Origin of the sequence: Microcystis aeruginosa NIES-2549, assembly GCF_000981785.2 — a bacterium.
Lineage (GTDB): Bacteria > Cyanobacteriota > Cyanobacteriia > Cyanobacteriales > Microcystaceae > Microcystis > Microcystis aeruginosa_C.
The window spans coordinates 1,884,817-1,904,296 of the sequence record NZ_CP011304.1; the positions used below are offsets into that span (position 1 = coordinate 1,884,817).

Annotated in this window: 21 protein-coding genes and 5 pseudogenes; 4 read left to right on the forward strand and 22 right to left on the reverse strand. The window is 42.1% G+C overall.

Annotated features, from left to right (window positions below):
- Positions 1-116: 116 nt before the first annotated feature.
- A pseudogene (locus myaer_RS09145) lies at positions 117-293 on the forward strand (IS1 family transposase); the annotation flags it as partial.
- 223 nt (positions 294-516) lie between these two features.
- Here the strand turns inward: myaer_RS09145 and myaer_RS21965 are convergent.
- The 9 genes and pseudogenes from myaer_RS21965 to myaer_RS09190 form a co-directional block, all read right to left on the reverse strand.
- Positions 517-1,411: pseudogene (locus myaer_RS21965) on the reverse strand (formylglycine-generating enzyme family protein); the annotation flags it as partial.
- A gap of 375 nt (positions 1,412-1,786) precedes the next feature.
- Positions 1,787-2,449, reverse strand: a pseudogene (locus tag myaer_RS21970) (caspase family protein); the annotation flags it as partial.
- Positions 2,442-2,819, reverse strand: a complete 378-nt coding sequence (locus myaer_RS09160) for a hypothetical protein (protein WP_046661863.1) — start codon at positions 2,817-2,819, stop codon at positions 2,442-2,444. The gene myaer_RS09160 and the pseudogene myaer_RS21970, both read right to left, overlap by 8 nt.
- Positions 2,820-2,833: 14 nt before the next feature.
- Positions 2,834-3,058: a hypothetical protein gene (locus myaer_RS09165; protein WP_046661864.1), complete on the reverse strand. Its 225-nt coding sequence runs from the start codon at positions 3,056-3,058 to the stop codon at positions 2,834-2,836.
- A gap of 286 nt (positions 3,059-3,344) precedes the next feature.
- A complete protein-coding gene (locus tag myaer_RS09170; protein ID WP_002746549.1) occupies positions 3,345-3,578 on the reverse strand; it encodes a hypothetical protein in 234 nt (77 codons plus the stop codon).
- A gap of 254 nt (positions 3,579-3,832) precedes the next feature.
- The gene (locus myaer_RS21975) at positions 3,833-4,012 is read right to left on the reverse strand and encodes a putative toxin-antitoxin system toxin component, PIN family (RefSeq protein WP_235614830.1); all 180 of its coding nucleotides are present in this window, start codon (positions 4,010-4,012) and stop codon (positions 3,833-3,835) included.
- A 153-nt stretch (positions 4,013-4,165) separates the two neighbouring features.
- Entirely contained in the window at positions 4,166-4,720 is a 555-nt protein-coding gene (locus myaer_RS09180; RefSeq protein ID WP_046661865.1) for a hypothetical protein, read from the reverse strand.
- Positions 4,721-4,868: 148 nt separating this feature from the next.
- Complete coding sequence (locus tag myaer_RS09185; protein ID WP_046661866.1) at positions 4,869-5,138, reverse strand: hypothetical protein; 270 nt, start codon at positions 5,136-5,138, stop codon at positions 4,869-4,871.
- Positions 5,135-5,737: a ParA family protein gene (locus tag myaer_RS09190; protein WP_046661867.1), complete on the reverse strand. Its 603-nt coding sequence runs from the start codon at positions 5,735-5,737 to the stop codon at positions 5,135-5,137. Before myaer_RS09190 ends, myaer_RS09185 begins: the two co-directional genes overlap by 4 nt.
- A 1,064-nt stretch (positions 5,738-6,801) precedes the next feature.
- Between myaer_RS09190 and myaer_RS09200 the strand changes: the two genes are divergently transcribed.
- Both myaer_RS09200 and myaer_RS09205 read left to right on the forward strand, forming a co-directional pair.
- A protein-coding gene (locus myaer_RS09200) for an IS1 family transposase (protein WP_103672714.1) occupies positions 6,802-7,496 on the forward strand; the annotation gives its coding sequence in 2 pieces (ribosomal slippage) (positions 6,802-7,144 and positions 7,144-7,496; 696 coding nt in all).
- A 148-nt stretch (positions 7,497-7,644) separates the two neighbouring features.
- Positions 7,645-8,537, forward strand: a protein-coding gene (locus myaer_RS09205) for an IS630 family transposase (RefSeq protein WP_103672703.1) whose coding sequence is annotated in 2 segments (ribosomal slippage) — positions 7,645-7,987 and positions 7,987-8,537 — 894 coding nt in all. Because the reading frame shifts where the segments join, the coding sequence is not laid out codon by codon here.
- Between the two features lie 163 nt (positions 8,538-8,700).
- On the opposite strand, the gene myaer_RS09210 is transcribed toward myaer_RS09205, so the two are convergent.
- Both myaer_RS09210 and myaer_RS09215 read right to left on the reverse strand, forming a co-directional pair.
- Positions 8,701-9,699, reverse strand: coding sequence for an adenosine kinase (locus myaer_RS09210; RefSeq protein ID WP_046661871.1), 999 nt, complete (start codon positions 9,697-9,699; stop codon positions 8,701-8,703).
- 163 nt (positions 9,700-9,862) lie between these two features.
- Positions 9,863-10,075: a DUF2555 domain-containing protein gene (locus tag myaer_RS09215; RefSeq protein ID WP_002732311.1), complete on the reverse strand. Its 213-nt coding sequence runs from the start codon at positions 10,073-10,075 to the stop codon at positions 9,863-9,865.
- 148 nt (positions 10,076-10,223) lie between these two features.
- Between myaer_RS09215 and myaer_RS09220 the strand changes: the two genes are divergently transcribed.
- The gene (locus tag myaer_RS09220) at positions 10,224-11,000 is read left to right on the forward strand and encodes an SDR family NAD(P)-dependent oxidoreductase (protein ID WP_046661872.1); all 777 of its coding nucleotides are present in this window, start codon (positions 10,224-10,226) and stop codon (positions 10,998-11,000) included.
- A gap of 15 nt (positions 11,001-11,015) precedes the next feature.
- Here the strand turns inward: myaer_RS09220 and myaer_RS09225 are convergent, their stop codons facing one another.
- From myaer_RS09225 to myaer_RS09280, 11 genes and pseudogenes are all read right to left on the reverse strand, one after another.
- Entirely contained in the window at positions 11,016-11,702 is a 687-nt protein-coding gene (locus tag myaer_RS09225) for a helix-hairpin-helix domain-containing protein (RefSeq protein WP_046661873.1), read from the reverse strand.
- A gap of 6 nt (positions 11,703-11,708) precedes the next feature.
- A pseudogene (locus myaer_RS09230) lies at positions 11,709-11,873 on the reverse strand (SHOCT domain-containing protein); the annotation flags it as partial.
- Between the two features lie 51 nt (positions 11,874-11,924).
- Positions 11,925-13,421 (reverse strand): IS5-like element ISMae6 family transposase, encoded by a 1,497-nt coding sequence (locus myaer_RS09235; protein ID WP_046660474.1) that lies wholly within the window; start codon positions 13,419-13,421, stop codon positions 11,925-11,927.
- A gap of 137 nt (positions 13,422-13,558) precedes the next feature.
- A pseudogene (locus myaer_RS09240) lies at positions 13,559-13,750 on the reverse strand (TM2 domain-containing protein); the annotation flags it as partial.
- On the reverse strand, positions 13,747-13,959 hold the full coding sequence (locus myaer_RS09245) for a hypothetical protein (RefSeq protein WP_004268453.1): 213 nt from the start codon (positions 13,957-13,959) through the stop codon (positions 13,747-13,749). The gene myaer_RS09245 and the pseudogene myaer_RS09240, both read right to left, overlap by 4 nt.
- Before the next feature lie 54 nt (positions 13,960-14,013).
- Positions 14,014-14,295 (reverse strand): DUF2470 domain-containing protein, encoded by a 282-nt coding sequence (locus myaer_RS09250; RefSeq protein ID WP_004268454.1) that lies wholly within the window; start codon positions 14,293-14,295, stop codon positions 14,014-14,016.
- Positions 14,296-14,698: 403 nt separating this feature from the next.
- Positions 14,699-15,178 (reverse strand): hypothetical protein, encoded by a 480-nt coding sequence (locus myaer_RS09260; RefSeq protein ID WP_002784577.1) that lies wholly within the window; start codon positions 15,176-15,178, stop codon positions 14,699-14,701.
- A 138-nt stretch (positions 15,179-15,316) separates the two neighbouring features.
- A complete protein-coding gene (locus myaer_RS09265) occupies positions 15,317-16,210 on the reverse strand; it encodes an ABC transporter ATP-binding protein (RefSeq protein WP_046661875.1) in 894 nt (297 codons plus the stop codon).
- 227 nt (positions 16,211-16,437) lie between these two features.
- Positions 16,438-17,211, reverse strand: a complete 774-nt coding sequence (locus myaer_RS09270) for an ABC transporter permease (RefSeq protein WP_008201791.1) — start codon at positions 17,209-17,211, stop codon at positions 16,438-16,440.
- Between the two features lie 84 nt (positions 17,212-17,295).
- Positions 17,296-18,582, reverse strand: a complete 1,287-nt coding sequence (locus myaer_RS09275) for an RNA-guided endonuclease InsQ/TnpB family protein (RefSeq protein WP_046661876.1) — start codon at positions 18,580-18,582, stop codon at positions 17,296-17,298.
- 139 nt (positions 18,583-18,721) lie between these two features.
- Entirely contained in the window at positions 18,722-19,369 is a 648-nt protein-coding gene (locus myaer_RS09280) for a HEAT repeat domain-containing protein (protein ID WP_046661877.1), read from the reverse strand.
- Positions 19,370-19,480 lie beyond the last annotated feature (111 nt).

Here is a 19,480-nt window from a genome sequence, read left to right on the forward strand (position 1 = left end):
TTCAGGGAAAAAGTACCTGAATTTTACCCCCGATCCCTCCAATGGTCGGCACTTTTTGAGGTCAAAAAAGTCTAAAAGCCTTATCCAACAAGGTTTTTAGATTTATTCAGCAAGCCCTAATTAGTAAGACTTATATGACCAGAGTAGAGGGTGAGAACACACGTTTAAGACATTATCTAGCCCGATTGCATCGCAAAACACTCTGCTATTCTAAGTCTACAGAAATGTTAGGATACTCTATTCGTTTATTAATTCATTATCTGAAGTTTCAAGAAGTGCCTATTCCTTACTGATTCATAGCTTAATTCAGCAACGCCGGAAAACGCTCTATAATCGGAACGTACCACTTCACCAAATCATAACACTTTTGAATCACCGATAATTCTTTCATTGCCTTAATAAAATTTAACATTAACGCCATTTTCTCAAAAAAATCGACCCGCCTAAGGGCGGGAAAGAAAAGAAAAAAGAAAAAATAGGGAATGAGGGTAAAAGGGGAAAAAAAGGGGAAAAGGGTTACAGAGTCCTCCCAGCACCGCACACCACCCGAAAACCGAAGAGGTCGTCGTCGTTGACGCGGCGGACGCAGTAGTAGCGGAAAGCGGAACGGCAGAGATAAGGAATGCTGAACCAAGAACCGCCCCGCGGAGGAGAACGATTATCATCCCCATTTTCTATCCAAGCACTGCCATCCGTCGGCGCACCGTCATAGTTATCGTGCCAAGTATCGGCGCACCATTCCCAGACATTGCCGTGCATATCGTACAGTCCGAAGGCATTGGGGGGAAAATTGTCCCACGGGAGTCGTTTGTTGTCGATATTCTCCGTTCGGTTCATCGGCGTAGGTTTCGCTAGACCTGTAGTTGGCCAATTCCCCAGTAATGGTTTCCCCAAAGTAAAACGGGGTGGTGGTTCCAGCACGACAAGCGTACTCCCATTCTGCTTCACTGGGTAGTCGGTATTCCCTTCCCGTTAGTTTCGATAATCTCGCGCAGAACTCGATCGCGTGGTCCCAGTTGACTTGTTCCACCGGGCGGCGATCGCTATCGGGACGGTCTTTAAAATGGGCCGGGTTGAGATCAAGGTCTTTTTCAACTTTTAAGTCGGTAAGGGAGGCGATCGCTTTCCACTGGGCCTGGGTGATGGGGTATTTACCCATAAAGAAGGGTGGGACAGTTACTTCATGTTGTGGTCTTTCCTTTCTAAATCCTTCCCAATTAAATTTTTTAACCAGTCTTTCGATTTCCTCGTCTTCTGTTCCCATCGTGAATGTACCCCCCGGGATGGCGACCATTTCTAGGGTGATGCCGTTGCCCAAATCTTGGGCGAAATATTGGGACTGCTTCGACTCTTTTTTGATTTGCTCACCCTTCGCATTTACTCCCACGATCTCAAAGTTAAATACCTTGAGTCCAGTTTCTTGAGAAGGTTTAGGGGTCGATGACCTATTTCCCTCGGCCCCCGTGACGTATTCGCGACCCGTAGCAGGAATCGAAGACCACGGTCGCCGTCGTTCGATCGCCCTTTGCCGGATCGATTGTGACTGTCTTAGAGCGATGCGCTTGATAGCTTCGATCGCCTCTAAATCGCCACGAGATGCTCCTAAGACACGAATCCATAACTGTTCAGCTAAGTCAAGGTCGCCCCTATTTTCTGCTAAGGAAGCCTGATATTTTAGGGGTTGCACGTCCCTAAGCGTGGCAACTTGTTCTAACAAAATAAAATAGAGCTTGTGGGGCGGTTCTGCTTTCAGATAGGGATTCTGTCTCGGTTTCCCATATCTAGCGTTAGTTTGCTCGACTTGACGGCGCAGATGTTCGTCTAGACGCTCGACCGTAGCACAATTGGCTTCTCCTTGCCGCCGTAATCCTTCCAGCAGCGTATGAGTAAATGAGCCTTGTTGTAACTCATCGATCTCCCAAGATTGCTGATTGGCAGTACAGGAATAAAAGGTTATGACTCCCTGATGCTCCTCCTCTCCAATGCCCAGACCGCCTCGGCTGTCTTCATCTCGACAGGCATCTAATAATAGTACGACGTTATCGGCCCCAGACCGCCGCAGCCGCTCGGTGACATAATCCACCGATACAGCCGTTTCTCTTACATTGCCCGGATCACTATCCGGCAGCATCAGATAGTCTTTGTCTTGATAGCGCCTGCCATGACCAGCAAAGAAAAACCAGAGATTGTCTCCAGACTTAAGCAGGGGAGTCTCGAACTGCTTCTGAAGAAACCGCTTGAGACGACCGTAGGTTGGCTGCGTGGGAATGGGGGGACTAGCAGGAATGGGTGGAGAATCTTCGGTAAAGAGAAATATCCCACTGCGATCGAATCCTCCCTCCCCTTCACACCAAGCTTTGATCGCTTCCGCGTCTTTCTTGGCGTATTTCAGTGGCTTGAGGTTGTCATACTCGTTGATGCCGATCGCTATCACCCAGTTTTTAGCCATCTTTTCTCTTGAACTTAAATGTCATCGCTCCTTTCCCTCCTGCTTTGCCCCCGATCCCAAACAGGCTAACTTGTCCTTCCCCATTAATTTCTACAGACAGTTCCACTTCATCGAGCCGGATTTTAGCGCTTGGAGGATCGGCTTCATCGAGCATTTCCCGCATCGCTTTGAGAAAGCCCTGCATTTCTAGCTTCAGTTTGGACACATCCACTTGACTTCTTTCGGTGGCCGCAACTTCGGGCGATTTTTCCTTTCCTTCAAGCCTTCCCCCGGTATCACGGCTACTTCTAGCGCCGGTGGGCGTTTTTTGAAGATCAGAGTCACCCGTAATAATCCATATTTTGCTGGGAGTCGCGATATCTTCGGTCATTGTGTTGATTTCCCCTAAATGTTATCTCGCTTACCTTTAACCAAACTTTCTAATTCCATTATCTTTCTCTCAACCTCCGCTATCCTCTGACTCAACGGCACAGTCTCGGCACAGCCCAAGTAAGTAGCGATCGCACTGACAATCACATCCGTTTTGGACGTGCCAACCCGCTCGACGTACTGGTTGAGTTCGGCGAGAAGAGATGGGGGAATTCGGACGGCGATTTGTGGTTTGCCCATAACAATTACATTTCTTCTCCCACCATGCTACCAAACGCATGACCAAGTATCACCCTTCCAGTCATTTTTCTTAACGAACGACCGAACAGCGAGCTACCTTCGAGTACCATCCTACAGTTATTAGCTAGAAACAATACAGGACAAAAGTTACAGAAAAATTTAAAAACCTTTCCTTAAAAAATTAAGCGAACCATGAATAAAAAATTCTCCTTAGCCCAAAAGTATTCAGCAACAATTTCAGCTTTAACTTGGGATTTTTCTATAGATTTACCAAAAAAGAATTTTGTTACATTTTGTCATAATCTTCTGGCTCACCATCTGAAACTTTAGCTAATGCTTGTTGAAACTTCTCCCAACTTCCCTGTTGTGCTTTTTCTTCTAGATAATCTTTAGTCATCCAAGAGGATATTTGGGCAGATAAAGCCATTGTTACCAGTTGCTCTACTGGTATGTTTTGTTTATTGGCTAAGGTTTCAATTTGTTGATATAAAACATCTGGAATGTTTGTGCTTAGTTTCATGGTTTTATTTCTCCTAGTAATCGTAAAAATTGTTTGGGTGTTAAAATAAAAATGCCGAATTTTTCAATGGGTTTTAGGTCTCTTTGATTGTAACTGATTATAAAATTAGCTTGACATTTGAAAGCTAAGTCTATCAGAAAGTCATCATTTTTGTCTTTGGCTAATGGTCGCCAAATATAAAAGATTTCGTAATGGTTGGCTAGATGGCAAATTCCATTAATAATGTTATCTATGTCTTCATTGTTTAAATCTATTTATTGTTGTTCTCTTTTTAGTATTTCTTCGTACTCAAAAACTAGGGTGGCAGATACATTGATTTGAAAGCGTTGGTCATTGAGTATGGTTAAGAGTTTATAGGATGCTCCTTTATTAGAGAGCAATCCGGCTAAGATTACGTTAGTATCAATGACTATTTGATAAGGAGTTTCTGTCATAATTAATCGCCCCTAATAGTCTTCATTTCCTCATCAGTCAACCCATACAAATTAGCAACCCTATCATCTATCTTTGGTTCGGAGTCGGTATGCCCCGTATCTTTGCTGGCTACAGAGAAAAACGCCGTCACCAACAGCCATTTCCATTGGAGTTCAATCGGGTAAAGTACCCGGTGCGATTTGTACTGTGCGGGTATAGACGGAACCGCCCTCCACATACTTGAAATCGATCTGAACATCATGAATGGTTTTTCCCTCTGGCAAATCGATCGTGTCTCCCTGAGCCGTCACACAATCGGTAGTATCAAAACCGTTGATCGCACATAATCGAATGGCTGTGGCCGGATGATCGTACCACTTACGGGTTCCCCAAAACTTGTTCATTACATTGGTGGCATGACGTACCTTGACTCTCTGATTGTTGATCAAAGTAACTACTACCCACTCCTCCCGATCGAGATCACCAGGAGAAAAAATGCTTTGCTGACCAATGTTGCCGGTAGGGGCATCCCTCAAACGCAGTTTATAGACTTTCTCCCCGATAAAAGCGGAATTGACGGCTGATCGACCATTGCTGGAGGGATTAGTAGGAGAACGCTGGTTTTGTTCTCTAATCCAACGATCGCACTCCTCTTGAGAAAACCCGTAAGACTGCCGGTTCCGACACAAAGCTTCATAATCCGTCTGATTTTGAGCGTTGGCTGGCATAGACATTAGACAAACAATAGAACCCGAAACAATCAGGGAAAGCGACTTCATACAAAAACAGCAACTTTATTAACTAATATTACCTTAGCTAACATCTGAAAATTTTCCAGTTATCTGGTTATCTGGTTATCTGGTTTTTTGGTTGCTGTTAATCTGGTTTACCGAATCGATCGCTAAGGGCCGCCATGATCACCGCAGTCATGGTCGTTCCCTGCCGTTTGGCCTCCGCAGCCCAATGTTGCCGCAAGGATTTGGGAACCTTGACACAAAGGTTTACCTCCGGCTCATTCTGGTTTTCTTGATTGCCAAAAGTCTGACTTTCTGGCAAACCGGTATTCTGGGTTTCTGATAAACCGGTATTCTGGTTTTCTGGTTCTCTAGCTTTCTTAATTAAATCGCCGTACCTGCCCGTAGTCATAAAACCTCTAATATGGCTAAAATTTCCTCTCCCAAAGCTTTGTAATCCTTCCATGCCGCTCTTAACCTAGCATCATCGAGATTACGAATGGGAACGCCCGCTAAAGCGGCTTTTTGATAGCCGACGGTTCTGCGAATCATCGACTTGAAAACAGGGATACTGCCCTCGATTAATTCCTGACGTAGTATTTCCCCCTCCTTATTTGGTGGTGGCGGTACGATCGTGATCAGGGCGCGGTAATTAGCGTCTCCCAAATCTTTAGCCGTTTCCAACATCGGCTGCAGACTGAGAACATCGGGGGCGGTGGGCAAGATCAGGAGTTCGCAACCCTTGGCTAACTCTTTGAGATCGTCGGAGTGGGGACGGGCGGGAGTGTCGATGATAACGAAGTCCGCCCCGCCGATAATCTTCATCGCCTGCCGCTCATCGGCAACGGTGAAGGGAAGATTTCCCCTCTCCGCCCAACCCAGAGCGGTGCGGTTCGGGTCGCCATCAACTAATACCGTCCGACCTCGATCGCTGAAATAGGTGGCGATATGCACGGCGGTGGTGCTTTTACCCACGCCGCCTTTGTAACCGGTAACGGTAATAATTTTCATCTGGTTTTCTGGTTTTTTGGTTTTCTGTTTTTCATCCTTGTTCCTGGAAACAGGTTTTCTGTAAAACCAGATTACCTTAAAACCAGAATTGCGGTCACATTTGGATCGATTCCGTGAACTGGTTTTCTGTAAAACCAGATTGCCACAAGACCAGAATTAAGGTTCCATTCGGATCGAGCGAGTTTTCTGTAAAACCACGCAAAAGGTATATTAATTTTCAGGAATTTACGTCGTTTCAGCCGACGACAAGTCAAGGTTTGAAACCACTTTGACGGAAGAGAAATAGATAGGATTGTATCTGGTAAGAAGGCTTTCTATAAAACCAGATTACCATAAAACCAGATAAATTAGAATCATATCTAGTAAGGAGGTTTTCTGTAAAACCAGATTGCCATAAAACCAGATAAATTAGAATCATATCTAGTAAGAAGGTTTTCTGTAAAACCAGATTGCCATAAAACCAGATAAACAGAATCGACTCCGCAAGCTAGTTTTCTTTAAAACCAGTTTTTTGTAAAACCAGTTTTTTGTAAAACCAGAATTATTCAGATCGATCAAGCAGGTTTTCTGTAAAACCAGATTACCAGATTGCCGGTCAGAAATAGTCAAAAGTTTATCCATTAACCAGAACTGGCTCGATCCAGATCAGTTTGCGATCGGGTCGTTCTCTGAGGCCGTAAGGTTGCCACCGATAAAACCCTCTGCGCCAATGGGTGCGGTACTGACTAGATTAACTCACCCGCCAGTTAGCGAAAAATCAGAAGTAATTATTTCAACAGTAAACAGCTTTTGCTTGCCTAAGCAGGGTATCGGTTCAATCACCCTGACATTTTCCAGCTTCCAAGCGTATCGTTGGGGTTGCCAGTCGCCGAGCAACCGTTCCAATTCCGAAACCGATTCGTTGACATCCTCACCGCCGGGGCCGGACGGTGATTCCCTACAGATCGAACAAACTTAATTGAACGATCTTCGGATGGGTTGACGCTTCACGGGACGATGCTTCTTTAACAGAAGTCTTATACTTTCGGCGTTGCATAATAGAGATATGAATGGAGGAAATCAAAATGCAATGCCCTGAATGTAAATCTACCCATATCCGTAAAAATGGCATCAATAAACAAGGTAAACAAAATCATATTTGTGTAACCTGTGGCCGTCAATTTATTAATAACTATGAAAAACAGAAAGGCTATGACGAAAAAACGAAGCGAGAATGCCTAACTGCCTATGTTAATGGGATGGGATTTAGAGGAATAGAAAGGCTAAAGGGAGTTCATCATACGACCGTAATTAATTGGGTAAAATCTGTGGGAGAATTATTGCCAGTCGCCTATGACCCAGAAACAATTCCTGAAGTAGGGGAACTGGATGAATTGGAAACCTTTGTTGGCTCAAAAAAAACAAAATCTGGGTGTGGACAGCCGTTGACCACTTTAAAAAAGGAATTTTAGGTTGGGTAATCGGAGACCATAGTAGCGAAACGTTTCGCCCATTATGGGAATTAGTTAAGTCTTGGGGATGCTATTTTTATGTGAGTGATGGATGGTCAGTTTATCCATGTTTTATAGCAGAGGGCGACCATATAATTAGTAAGACTTATATGACCAGAGTAGAGGGTGAGAACACACGTTTAAGACATTATCTAGCCCGATTGCATCGCAAAACACTCTGCTATTCTAAGTCTACAGAAATGTTAGGATACTCTATTCGTTTATTAATTCATTATCTGAAGTTTCAAGAAGTGCCTATTCCTTACTGATTCATAGCTTAATTCAGCAACGCCATACTTTCCTCCACATCCGTTTAAAGTCTCCGATTGCCTACCGGCGACCTTGATATAGCACTTCTTGGAGCTATGAGGTACAATGAAAAGCAAATAGACAAATAATAGAACTCGCCAGCTTCCTATGAGACCCTATTCCGTAGATTTTCGCCAAAAAATTATCGATGTCTGGAAGAAAGAAAAAATTTCTATTCGAGGACTAGCCCAGAGATTTGACGTGGCTAAAAGCTTTATTCAGAAGTTATTGAAGCAACATAAAGAAACAGGAGATATCCGTCCTCGTCCACAAGGGGGAAGTCCGCCAACCAAGTTAAATAGTGAACAACTGATAATTTTAATAGAAATCATCGAATCTAACAATGATGCAACTCTCGAAGAATTATCGGACTTACTGTATGAAAAGACACAGGTGAAAGTCAGTAGAGCCACCCTGGGGCGGCTTACGCAAAAACTCAATTACAGTTTCAAAAAAAAACACTACACGCGGCGGAAAAAGAAAGTGACAGGGTACAGCAAAAAAGAGTGGAATACTGGTCTCAAGTTCGGGAAATTGAGGCATCAAAACTAATTTTCATCGATGAATCGGGGGTAAATTTAGCCCTTTTGAGACTCTATGCTAGAGCCTTAATTGGTCGAAGAGCTCGGGGAAGAAAACCACAAAAAAGAGGGAGAAATATTTCAATAATTAGTGCTATAAGTTTAGAAAAAGTTGTGGCATCAGTCAACATATACGGTGCAGTGGATGCGGTAACATTTGAAGGATTTATTCTGAAGGAAGTGCTGCCAAAAATTAAAGAAGGAGACTGTTTGCTCATGGATAACGCCAAGATTCATCTCGGAGAAATGGTCAGAGAAATAATTGAACAAGAAAAAGCTAGACTCATCTATTTACCTCCTTATTCTCCCGAATTCTCTCCTATTGAAAACTTTTGGTCAAAAGTCAAAGCGATATTAAGAAAACTGAAGGCGAGAACTTACAAAGACTTAATAGAAGGGATTGAATTAGCTATGTTATAAGTTACTCAAAAAGATATTCGCAATTGGTTTACTCACTGTTGCTACTGTACCTCATGAGTCAGAGAATTGCTATATCTAAATTACTCGTTAAGACTGTCTAAGAGCAGGGAGCAGAGAGAAAAAACCTGACTCCCGATGACTGAAAGCTGATCACTGACAAAACCTATCCCAAAACGATCGAATCGCGCAGGGATTGAATTTCCTCGGTTTGTAAACGCGCCCCAAAAGTAGAAACCACCCGAGCAGCCGCTAGAGAAGCGAGATTTCCTGCTCCTTTGTAACCCATACCGTGGGTAATACCGTAGAGAAACGCACCTGCATACATATCCCCCGCACCGACGGTATCGATCGCCTCTACGGGATGGGAGTCAATTTCCAGGAGATTTTCGCCATCATAGATCAAAGAACCATTGGCACCCCGGGTGATAGCGAATCCTTTGGCAATGGTTTTAAAATAGGCGATCGCTGACTCGATTTCCTCGCTGCCAGAAATAGTCAAAGCTTCCGACTCATTAGCGAAAACGAAATCTAACCCCGTTCCGATCATTTCCAGTAATCCCTCCCGGAAGAAGATCGCCATATTGGGATCCGACAGGGATAAAGCGGTTTTGACTCCAGCAGCCTGAGCAATTTCTCGCCCTTTAATAGCGGCAGCTTTGGCAGTGGGAGAGGTGACGAGATAACCTTCGAGATAGAGATAATCGGCATTAGCGATCGCTGAGGGGACTAATTCCCGTTCGGAAATTTCCCCAGTGATGCCGAGAAAAGTATTCATGGTGCGATCGGCATCGGGAGTCACAAAAACTAGACATTTTCCCGTGATTCCCACCTCTTTTTCGCCGCCGTGTTCATTGGTATGCAAACCACAGGCCCGCAGATCTTGCAGATAAAACTTACCCAATTCGTCATTACCCACTTTACAGGAATAGAAACCTCTACCTCCCAACTGAGCGATCGCTACTAGGGTATTCGCCGCCGATCCGCCACCGCTGCGTTTACAATCAAGAGCCAATTTTTCCATCAACTGGGTTTGACGATTTTCGTCCACCAGCGTCATCACTCCTTTGTCGATGCCCAATTCTTGCAGTAATTCAGGAGAGACTTGAAATTCCATATCGACGAGCGCGTTACCGATCCCATAAACGTTGTATTGTTTGCCCATAATTTAGTCGATCGCCTAAAAATACTTTGTTATTGATAGTAGGGAAATAAGGAGCAAAAAGCTAGGGGCTTTTTTCAGCCAGAGAATACCATAAACAAAAATTATCGGTGTGCTAGTCTCACACACCGGGGAATTTTTGTTAAGTTTTTTTAACTAAGCCACTTTAAGCCTCATCGTAGGCTTCTAGATCCAACAGATAAAGATAAGGTTCGGCTAATTCCTGTCTTTGAAAAGCGATCGCCCGCAACAGATGCCAATCCCGCAAAGCCTCGAAAGGGTTACTATACTCATCTTTTTCTAGTCGTTCGGCTAAAGAAGCAATATCAGCGGCGGTATATTTGGCAATATCTTGATCAGTGAAGCTTATAACTGTCATTTCTGCACCTCCCTCGACCTTTGTTCTATTTCTAGCTTAACATATATCCTAAGTTGAAAAAATGCCTTCCCCGCCAAGTTAAGAACTGTAAATGAAAGGGTAATTGTGGTAAGATTCCAGCAAAAGAGCTATTTTTAGTTGATCTTCTATGAAAACAGCCCTCATTACTGGCGCTTCCACTGGTATCGGTGTCGTCTTTGCTCGTCAACTTGCTCAACGGCAAATGGAGCTAATTTTAGTCGCTAGATCTAGGGATAAACTAGAACAATTAGCAGCGGAATTAGAGGAACAATACGGGGTAAAAGTGACAGTTATCGTTCAAGATCTGACCGTTGCCGGGGCAGGAAAGCTGGTATATGATACGGTGAACCAAAAAGGAATCAACGTTGATTTACTGGTAAATAATGCTGGTTTTGGTGATTATGGTGCTTTTAGCGAGCAGGATTTAGCCCGACAGTTAGAAATGATCCAGTTAAATAATCTGGTATTGGTGGAATTAAGCCACTATTTTCTCCGTCCCATGCTTGCTGGCACTGGGGGGGCAATTATCAATGTTGCTTCTATTGCCGGGTTTCAACCGCTGCCCTATCTTTCCGTTTATGCAGCCACAAAAGCTTTTGTCCTCAGCTTTAGCGAGTCTCTCTGGGCAGAAAATAAAGATAAAGGCGTTAAAATCCTTGCTCTTTGCCCCGGTCCGACGGAATCTAATTTTTTTGAGGTGGCCCGATTTCCCAGGGCTTTTATGGGCAAAAACGGCCGGTTAGATTCGGCGGAAGTGGTGGTACAAGAGGCTTTAACTGCCTTGGCAAACAAACGCCCCAACGTGGTAGCCGGTAAATTGGCTAATAAAATTATCGTCAATCTGCCCCGTTTTTTACCTAGAAGTTGGATCGTGTCTTTGATAGAAAAGCAATTCAAGCTATAAGTAGAATAAAGCGAATTAAAGCAATTGCTGATAGGATTTTAAGGGAATACCTGTCCGGTTTCTAACTTCGATGGCCGAACGATAGACACCGTTTTTTTCTCTTTCAGCGACAATTTTATCAGCCAGGGAAAAGTCAAGACCGAGATTGACTAATTCCGCAACGGAGTAGTAGTTTAAACAACGCCAAGAAACGTCAACTTCTTGGCGAATATCGTAGGCAAAGATAATCAAAGGTTCTAATTTTTTGAGATAATTTTCTGGTAAACCAGCCAGGAAGTGTAATTCTTCCAAATGGGTAAAAATATGTCCTTCATTACGGACAGAAACAATATCATTGGCATAGACAATCGGCAACCCTAATTTATGAACCAGATCGTTGGTGGAACAGCTGTTAATATCAATTTTTTCGAGAGGAGAGGATGACTGTCTAGAATCGGTTCTATTTGCCGAAGCTATTGGATGGGAATTAAGCTGTTGACGGATGTATAAACCCAGGCCGATTTGGGCAAACCAAATGACGATAAAAGCCTCTTGTGTAAGGAAAATAAAGGAGATAATTGTCAAAGCAATGCCGACGGATAACCAACTTTGGTTATTAGTTTTTTTGCCAGCATTAGCAATGGCAAGTCCCCCGAAAACTGGGACTAAGGATAGCCAGATCCACTCGGAAGATTCGGGAGGGCGAGGAGAGAGATTAGACATATTTTTTTAAAGAGAATCTAAATATTTTCTGCGTTTTTCTTCGTATTCTTCAGCAGTAATAATTCCCTGATCGTAAAGCTTTTTAAGCTGGAGTAAAGTAGCAGTTTTTTGCTGACCTGATTCTGGCAGTCTTCGCTCTGTACTGTTGGCGAGATAGTTAGGATTGTATTTAGGGTTTGCTGAAAAAGTCATTGAAAAGTACAGGTCTCTTAATCAATGATTTCACTTAGCTACAAGCATAAGCTTTAGTTGTTGATTAATTTTTAAGTTATAACTTATCCTAATCATTGACCGAGAAAAAGTGCTGTTTTTCCATTTCAGACATAAAAAAGCCCAAAAAACCTGCCTCAACAGGTTAGAAAGATTCATGACTAAAAAAGTAATAGCAATCGCTGAAAAGGAAGTATGAGGAAGTTTAGCCATCACTTTACCTAAGCTAAATCTTCTTTTCCCCTGTCCAAATTTGCCCTCTATACAATTCCGAATCCTCTCATCATCGGTAGCTTGTTTCTTTTGTTCTTTACTAACATTTTTGGCTGGTCTTCCTAATGGGGGACCACTGATTCTGATTCCCCTTTCTTTACACCAAGCTCGGTTTTCTCTGGTTCGATAAATTTTGTCCACATGAACTGATTCTGGATAGTATCCTGTATAGTCATAATAAGCTTCTATTTGTGCTTTTAAATCTCCTGATTCATTAAAGTTATCCCAACTAATTCGGTCTAAAAATATGTAACCATCTATACAGCTTGCTGAGAATTTAGCCCCAAATTCTACGGGTTTTCCAGCTTTTCCTCTGACTATCGGACGGATGTGGGGTTGAGTTAAGCTGACAATTCTGTCTTCAATACTCTGTTTGTTATTTTGGTACATCCAGAGTTGTTGACGATAAACTTCTGTGACTACTAACAACAGTTTATAGTCTCTTTTTTTCAAGCTTTGTAGAGAGGCTCCTTCTGCTAAAAGTTGTTCAATATGGTCGAGATTTCTTTTCAGATATTGCAGTTGTCTTTTCAGAGCTTTTCGTCTTTGTTTGACGGTAGGTTTTCTTTTTTTCGCTACTTCTAAATAACTTTTTCTGGCTAGAAGACGATAGGTTCTCGGTTTTTGAACAAGTTTTCCTTTTAAAGTTTCATAGAGAATATCAATAATTTTTTCGGTTTGTTTTCTTCCTTGATTTAACAGGTTTAAATCCGTAGGATAACTAATATCTGCGGGCGCACAACTGGCATCTAAAATTAATTTACCTCGATTTTCTGGTTGACTTTGGGTTTCGCTCTCTAACTTTTTTTCGGTGTTTTCTTCTTCTTTTATTTCTCTCGAATTTTTGACCATAAAGCGATTCACTTTATTAATTAGTTCCAGAGTGATTCTTTCTCGAAAGTGAACCAACATTGACGCTTCAAACCGGGGTTCATTGCTGTAGGATGAAAACCCCAAGAAGTATTGTAAATAAGGATTTTCTTTGATTTGTTCTACCGTTTCTCTATCGCTTGTTCCTAATTTTTCTTTAATAATTAATGCTCCGAGTGCTGTCCTGAATGTTTTGGCGGGTGTGCCCATTTCTTCTGAAAAAAGTGATGCGTATTCCGCTTCAAATTCTGACCAGGGAATGAGGTTGGCCATAATTACCCAACGATTGTCTTGGGATAATTTCCCCTCAAAGGGCAGCTCGAAGTTTTCTGGTGGGGTTGAGGGTAACTCGCTTTTACGGTACATTAGCACTAATTAGAGAAGATGCAAGGGTGATGCAAGGGTTTTAAGAGATTCTAGCAGATTTAAGTGCATTTGGGAAGCTCTCAATCAAGCTAAAAGCCCTTTCCTGTAAGGTTTTTACCATTATTCAGCAAACCCTATTTAGCATCAAAAGCTTGATCTGACATGATGATTAAACCAATAAATTCAAAAAAAGCAATGATGCCGGGGATCAAAGTCCAGAAGAAAAGTAGATAGAGAACACCAGCCAAATTCTCCCCTAGATAAAATTTATGGATGCCAAGATAACCGAGAAAAAAGGCTAGTAAAGCCGCTATAGTTCTATTTCTCATAATTTTTGAGATTTCCCTAATTTAGCCAAAAGAAAGTATAAAACCACGATGCCTGCCTGTAATTCCAAGAGAGTAATATAACCCTTGACTAGATAATTTAATTCTAGGGAGGAATTAAAGGCAAAAACTAGCACACCCAAGACTAAAAAAGGCAGTAAACGCCAGCCAGACTTGGGTATTTTTATTCCCGTACTATTAACCTGATTCATGGGCTAATTCTCTAGGTTGGTCTTTTTCGTTGATAGTCGCAAAATCGGTCTTTGTCAAGGGGTGCTTTGATTAACTTTTAGCATCTCAACCAGAATATTATGGGCATCCTTGGCTGATTCTAGGGTGCGTTCAAAAGGTATTCTAATTGTTTGACTCTCCCCTAATTTTTCTACGGCTAAATCCATGCCTTGGGGATCGATGGAGAGCATTTGAGCCGTTTCTGCATCGGTAATATTACCGTAAACTTGAGCGTAGAAAAGCACGGCATCACCGTGATCTTTATTCATGTGTTTACATATGCGATCGCTAATGGCGGGAGTGATAGTTTCAGACATAATATTCCCGAAAAAAATCGATAATAAGGTGGGGACGGATTAAAGCCAGTTCTAAATCGAGGCCAATGGGGGGGATATTAGTTAGGGTAGCGCAATTAATCGCTAATTGCCAGATAATTTGGGCGTGGGCATGGGAGACATCAATGATAAGTTTAATATTATTTTCTTGACAAAAATCCTTAATTGTGCATTAATCTAATTGTCCCACTTAAGGTCAATCGGGGTAGAGAGTAAAGTCTGGGGCTGCCCGTGCATTTAAATTGCCTGTTGAGATGAAACAAGAGGCAACAGTAAAGGAATGGGGAGAGATTCAGCTAATCGGATAGGCGATTAAAATACCTCTTAGCTTAAAATCTCACACCCAGTCCCCACTAACAAACTTTTTCAGTACACCCTATATATTTTATCGTTCACAACCGACAACAGAAGCGGTGTAGGTATTACCGATATGCTGAATACCATTGACAAAAAGATTGACTAAGAAAGGTTGATCATTTGCGCGTACTGTAGCAGTAATTGTTAAGGGTTTATCGGGTTCGATTCGTACTCCATTAGTATTAAAAAATTCCTCGTTAGTTTGATCGCTATACTTGAGAAACAGCCGGATATCAAAGGAGGCAGCCCGGGGGACAGAAACCGTAACGATAAACCTCTGAAAACGTCTCCCCCCCGGCACTGCCCAATCGGTATTCCAATTATTACGAGTTATCGTGACACCGAAAGGCCCTGGAACAGTGGGTTGTGAGACGCTTTTCGTAACTTCACTACCTTCACCCCCTAATAAAGAAAGTGGCCGACAATTTTGCGCCGCTGCCGGTAGATGTGAGCTTAATAATACCGCCGATAGACTTAATAAGCCAGTGATAGAGGTTAATTTCATCATTGATTTTGTCTCCAATTAATAGATAGAACACATCTAAAAATTATAGATGATCATGACGGTAAAAAAAGGCGATTTAACTTAATTGAGGTAAATTACCAGAAAAATGCCGATCATCAACCTTAATTTTCAAAAACGGGGTTAAAATTGATTCATAATTTCCATATAAATATGTTCTAACTGTACCGTCTGACGGGAGATAGAATCAATATTAATGCCATCAAATGCCTGAATAATCTCGCTTAATTCTAGATGTTCATGTAACCAAAAAGCTAAATCTTTACCGTAAAATTTGGGAGTAAATCCTAACTGTTTACCTCGATTTATGGCCGCTTCTTGATCCTGGGTATCCATGATAATAATTTCTTTCGCAGGAATGTGCTGACGCAGCTGATTTAAATTACCTTCGGCAATAATACGACCTTGTTTTAAAATGCCGATACGTTGACAGAGACGCTGTGCTTCATCGAGGAGATGGGTAGTTAATAAAATTGTCATTCCCTGTCGCCTTAATTCTCCGATTAAATCCCAAATTTCATAGCGAGATTCGATGTCTAAACCGGTAGTTGGTTCATCAAGAATTAATAATTTTGGCTGATGAACAATAGCCACAGCAATATTCATTCGCCGCTGCATTCCACCGCTTAAAGTTTCCACCGGACTACGGGCGCGATCAAGCAAATTTACTGCGGATAAACTGGCTTTAATCCGATGACGACGCTGGGGGCGATCGAGTCCATAAATCTGAGCAAAAAAGTTGAGATTTTCCTCACAAGTAAGGGATTTGTACAATAAATTTTCTTGTGGGGCAACCCCAATTAATTCTTTAGTAACTCTAGAAATTGGCAAATAATTAAAGGTAATTTCTCCCGATGAGGGTTTTAATAAATTACAAATTAAGTTAATAGTGGTGGTTTTTCCCGCACCATTGGGACCGAGTAAACCGTAAATTTCCCCCGCTTCAATATGAAAGTTTAATTGATCTAATACTAAGCGTCTTCCGTAATTTTTTTTGACATTATTAATAGTCAGCATTTTTAATAAAGTAACGAGGATAGTCAGGATTTTTTAAGCCATCATCCGTCAGCTAGGTAATAGTAAGAATAACAGGGAAATTGGCTAATTATACTGAAAAATAGGAAGCTGAATAACTGATGGTGGGTTACGGCGAATAGATAAATTAATGATTAAGTCTGATAATTTGTCTCCGCCTAACCCACCCTACCTAACTGATAACTGATCACTGATAACTGATCACTGATTTACAGTCGGCGTTCAAGGTTTAACATTTGTCGATAGGTAAGCCAACCACCTGCTACCATAGCTAGAGCAAAAAGACAGAGAAAGCGAAAATGAGAGCTAATATCTTGTAGATTTTTGCCCTTTGCCCAAACAGCAATTAAAGCTTCATTCATGTGGTAGATCGGGTTATATTTAGCCAGAGATAGAATATTGTCGGGGAATAAAGCAGTCGGAAGAAAAACGCCGCCTAAAATTAATAAAGGAACACCAAAAGTTCCCACCAAGGCATTAACATCTTCCGTTCTTTTCGCCAGTTGAGTACCGAGGATAAATCCTAAACCCACATAGGCGGTGATACTAAGAAAAATAATTAATAATTCTAGAGGAATTGAGCCTTTAAAAGTGGCTCCATACTGTTTAGCAATAGAATAAACTAAAATTGTCTGACAGGCGGCAATCGCACAATGGGCGAGAAAAATGCCAATAAAATAGGAAACACCGCTTAAAGGCGATAAAAATAACCGTTTAATCGTTTGTTGTTCCCTTTCTGCTACTACCGTTGCCACGGTTCCCCCTAAACAACTAAAGAAAAGTGCCGCCCCGACGAGGGTGGGAGGAGTAGCCAGAGCCATTGCCTCGGCAAGCTCAATTTTGCCTTTTTCTGCCATAATATAGCCATTTAAGAGCAGGACAAGGATCGGGAAAATGCCCCAGAGGATTAAGCTACGCCCGCGTCGGATTAATTCTACTAAAATTCGTTGAGCGATCGCTAAAATTTCCTGCCAATATTTCATAGAATGTTAGTGTAATTGTTTCTCCCTGTAGAGAAATAAGTTTTTCTACTTTTGACTTAGGCTTATTTTGACATACTCCCACCGTCAAGCTACGCTGTGACGGGGGATTCTTTCCACATCGCTGTTAGAAATTCCTTGTTCAACGAGACAGCTTAGATTTTCAATGTCTCCATTAAAAACCCAGAGGTCGGACTCTCCCAAGGCGTTTGGGTCGGTTTCTGTTTGCCCAACAGTACCGTTGAGATGATTTCCCAAATATTTCAACCCTTTTTTCAGAATATTTATTGCTGCATTATGATCCCTATCTAAGACTGTTTTACAATTGAGGCATTGATGAGTTCTAGTGCTTAATGATTTTTGAACTCTCGTCCCACAAACTGAACAATCTTGAGTCGTGAAATGGGGAGGAACAGCAATACAAACAATCCGATAAATCTTGGCAAAATAATTCAACCATTCAGTGAATTGATACCAAGAAGCATCGGAAATCGACTTGGCAAGCTTACGGTTTTTTACTAAGTTTCTTACCTTTAAAGCTTCATAGACTACCAAATCATTAGACTGGACTAACGCCAAAGCGTCTTTAATTGCTTTGTCTTTACGTTGTCTTGACACCTTAAGATGAAGCCTAGCCACTTTTATCCGTTGCTTGTGATAGTTGTTAGACTGTTTCTTTCCTTGACGAAATAGTTTTGATAATCGTCTTTGTGCTTTTTTCAGTCGTTTTTCTGACTTTCTTAAATAACGTGGATTCTCTACAGTATTACCTTGAGCGTCAGTATAAAACTCTTTTAACCCTAAGTCAATTCCTGTTATTTGTCCCGTTGGTTCATGGTATTCTTGCCGCTCTACGTCAATTAAAAACTGGCAATAATAACCGTCAGCACGTCTAACAACTCTTACCCGTTTAATCTGTTGTTCTGAATAATAAACTAAGGTTTTCTGACTACACCATAAATCAAATTCTCCTGCTTTAAAACCATCAGTGAACTTGATTTTACGTCTATCATCAGATAGTTTGTAACCCGTTAGTTTATATTCAACCGAACGGCTATGCTTTTTGAACCGAGGAAAACCATTTTTCCCCGCTATCTTAGCATGACAATTCTGGTAAAACCTATTAATTGATTGCCAGGCTCTATCAGCAGCCGATTGACGAGCTTGAGAGTTTAATTTATTAACCCAAGGTGTCTCTTTATTATTAGCTAGTACCGCACAAAGTTTTTGGAGATCATTGCGGGTTGTTCCTTTATTTTCTATCCAATAACGAACACAAGAGTTACGGACAAACTGAGAAGTTCTGATAGCTTCATCAAGTTTCTGATATTGCTCTGGTGTTCCGTTTTTTAGCTTCGCTTCTACGACTAGCATTTAACAATCCACGACCATTGGATAAATTAAGTATAACACAGTTTACCCACAGAGGGTGGAATTAAACCGATGCTCTGGGGTTGATATTCTGGTCAGATTTCATCCCGCGCTAATTTTGGTGAATATCTTGTCGAAAAATCTAGCGGGGGCATTCATCCGACATTTTAGGTAAGTGTTCCAGAGCTTGATCAGCACGCAATCTTACCACTATTTCCGCTTCTGTCTCCCGAATCTGCGCTAAAAGTTCCCGAATCGCCCCGCGAAATGCCGCCGCCGCAGTTCCTAATCCCTCTAATCCGACAATCGCCGCATATCTAACCACCCACTCTGGATCCCCTTGCGAAAGTTTCTCCAGTGCCGCAAAAACAGCCTTCTGAGCCTCAGAAACCCGACTTTCCTCCAAATCAGACCAAATTATATTTCCTAAGCCTCTAGCCGCTCCTCGCCGCACGCTAAAGGAAAAATCACTCACCGCCGCCTCAAGCAATAAGTCCAATCCTCGCACATCGCCAATTCCCCCTAGGGCGCGGGTTGCCCAAGCTCTCGCCCCATAATTATAACCGTCTAGGTTGGCTAGTAAATAGGGGACCGCCGCTTTGCCGATGGCGATTAAACCATCCACGGCTGCCACGGAGGCACCAGGGTTATTGTATCTCAGCACATCGGTGAGGGTGGGTATTGCCGCTTCACTTTTGGCGGCGGCTAAGTTTTCCACGGCTGTTAGTAACTCATTAGCTGAGTCGGCTTTTTCGACGGCAATAATTAAAGTCTCAACGGTGGGAAGCATTGTTTATCAGTAGAGGGGATGAGGGGTTGGGAATTATGAATTATGAATTATAAATTATAAATTATGAAGTGGGAAGAATAAATAAAAATAATCTCCTGACGACTGATTCTT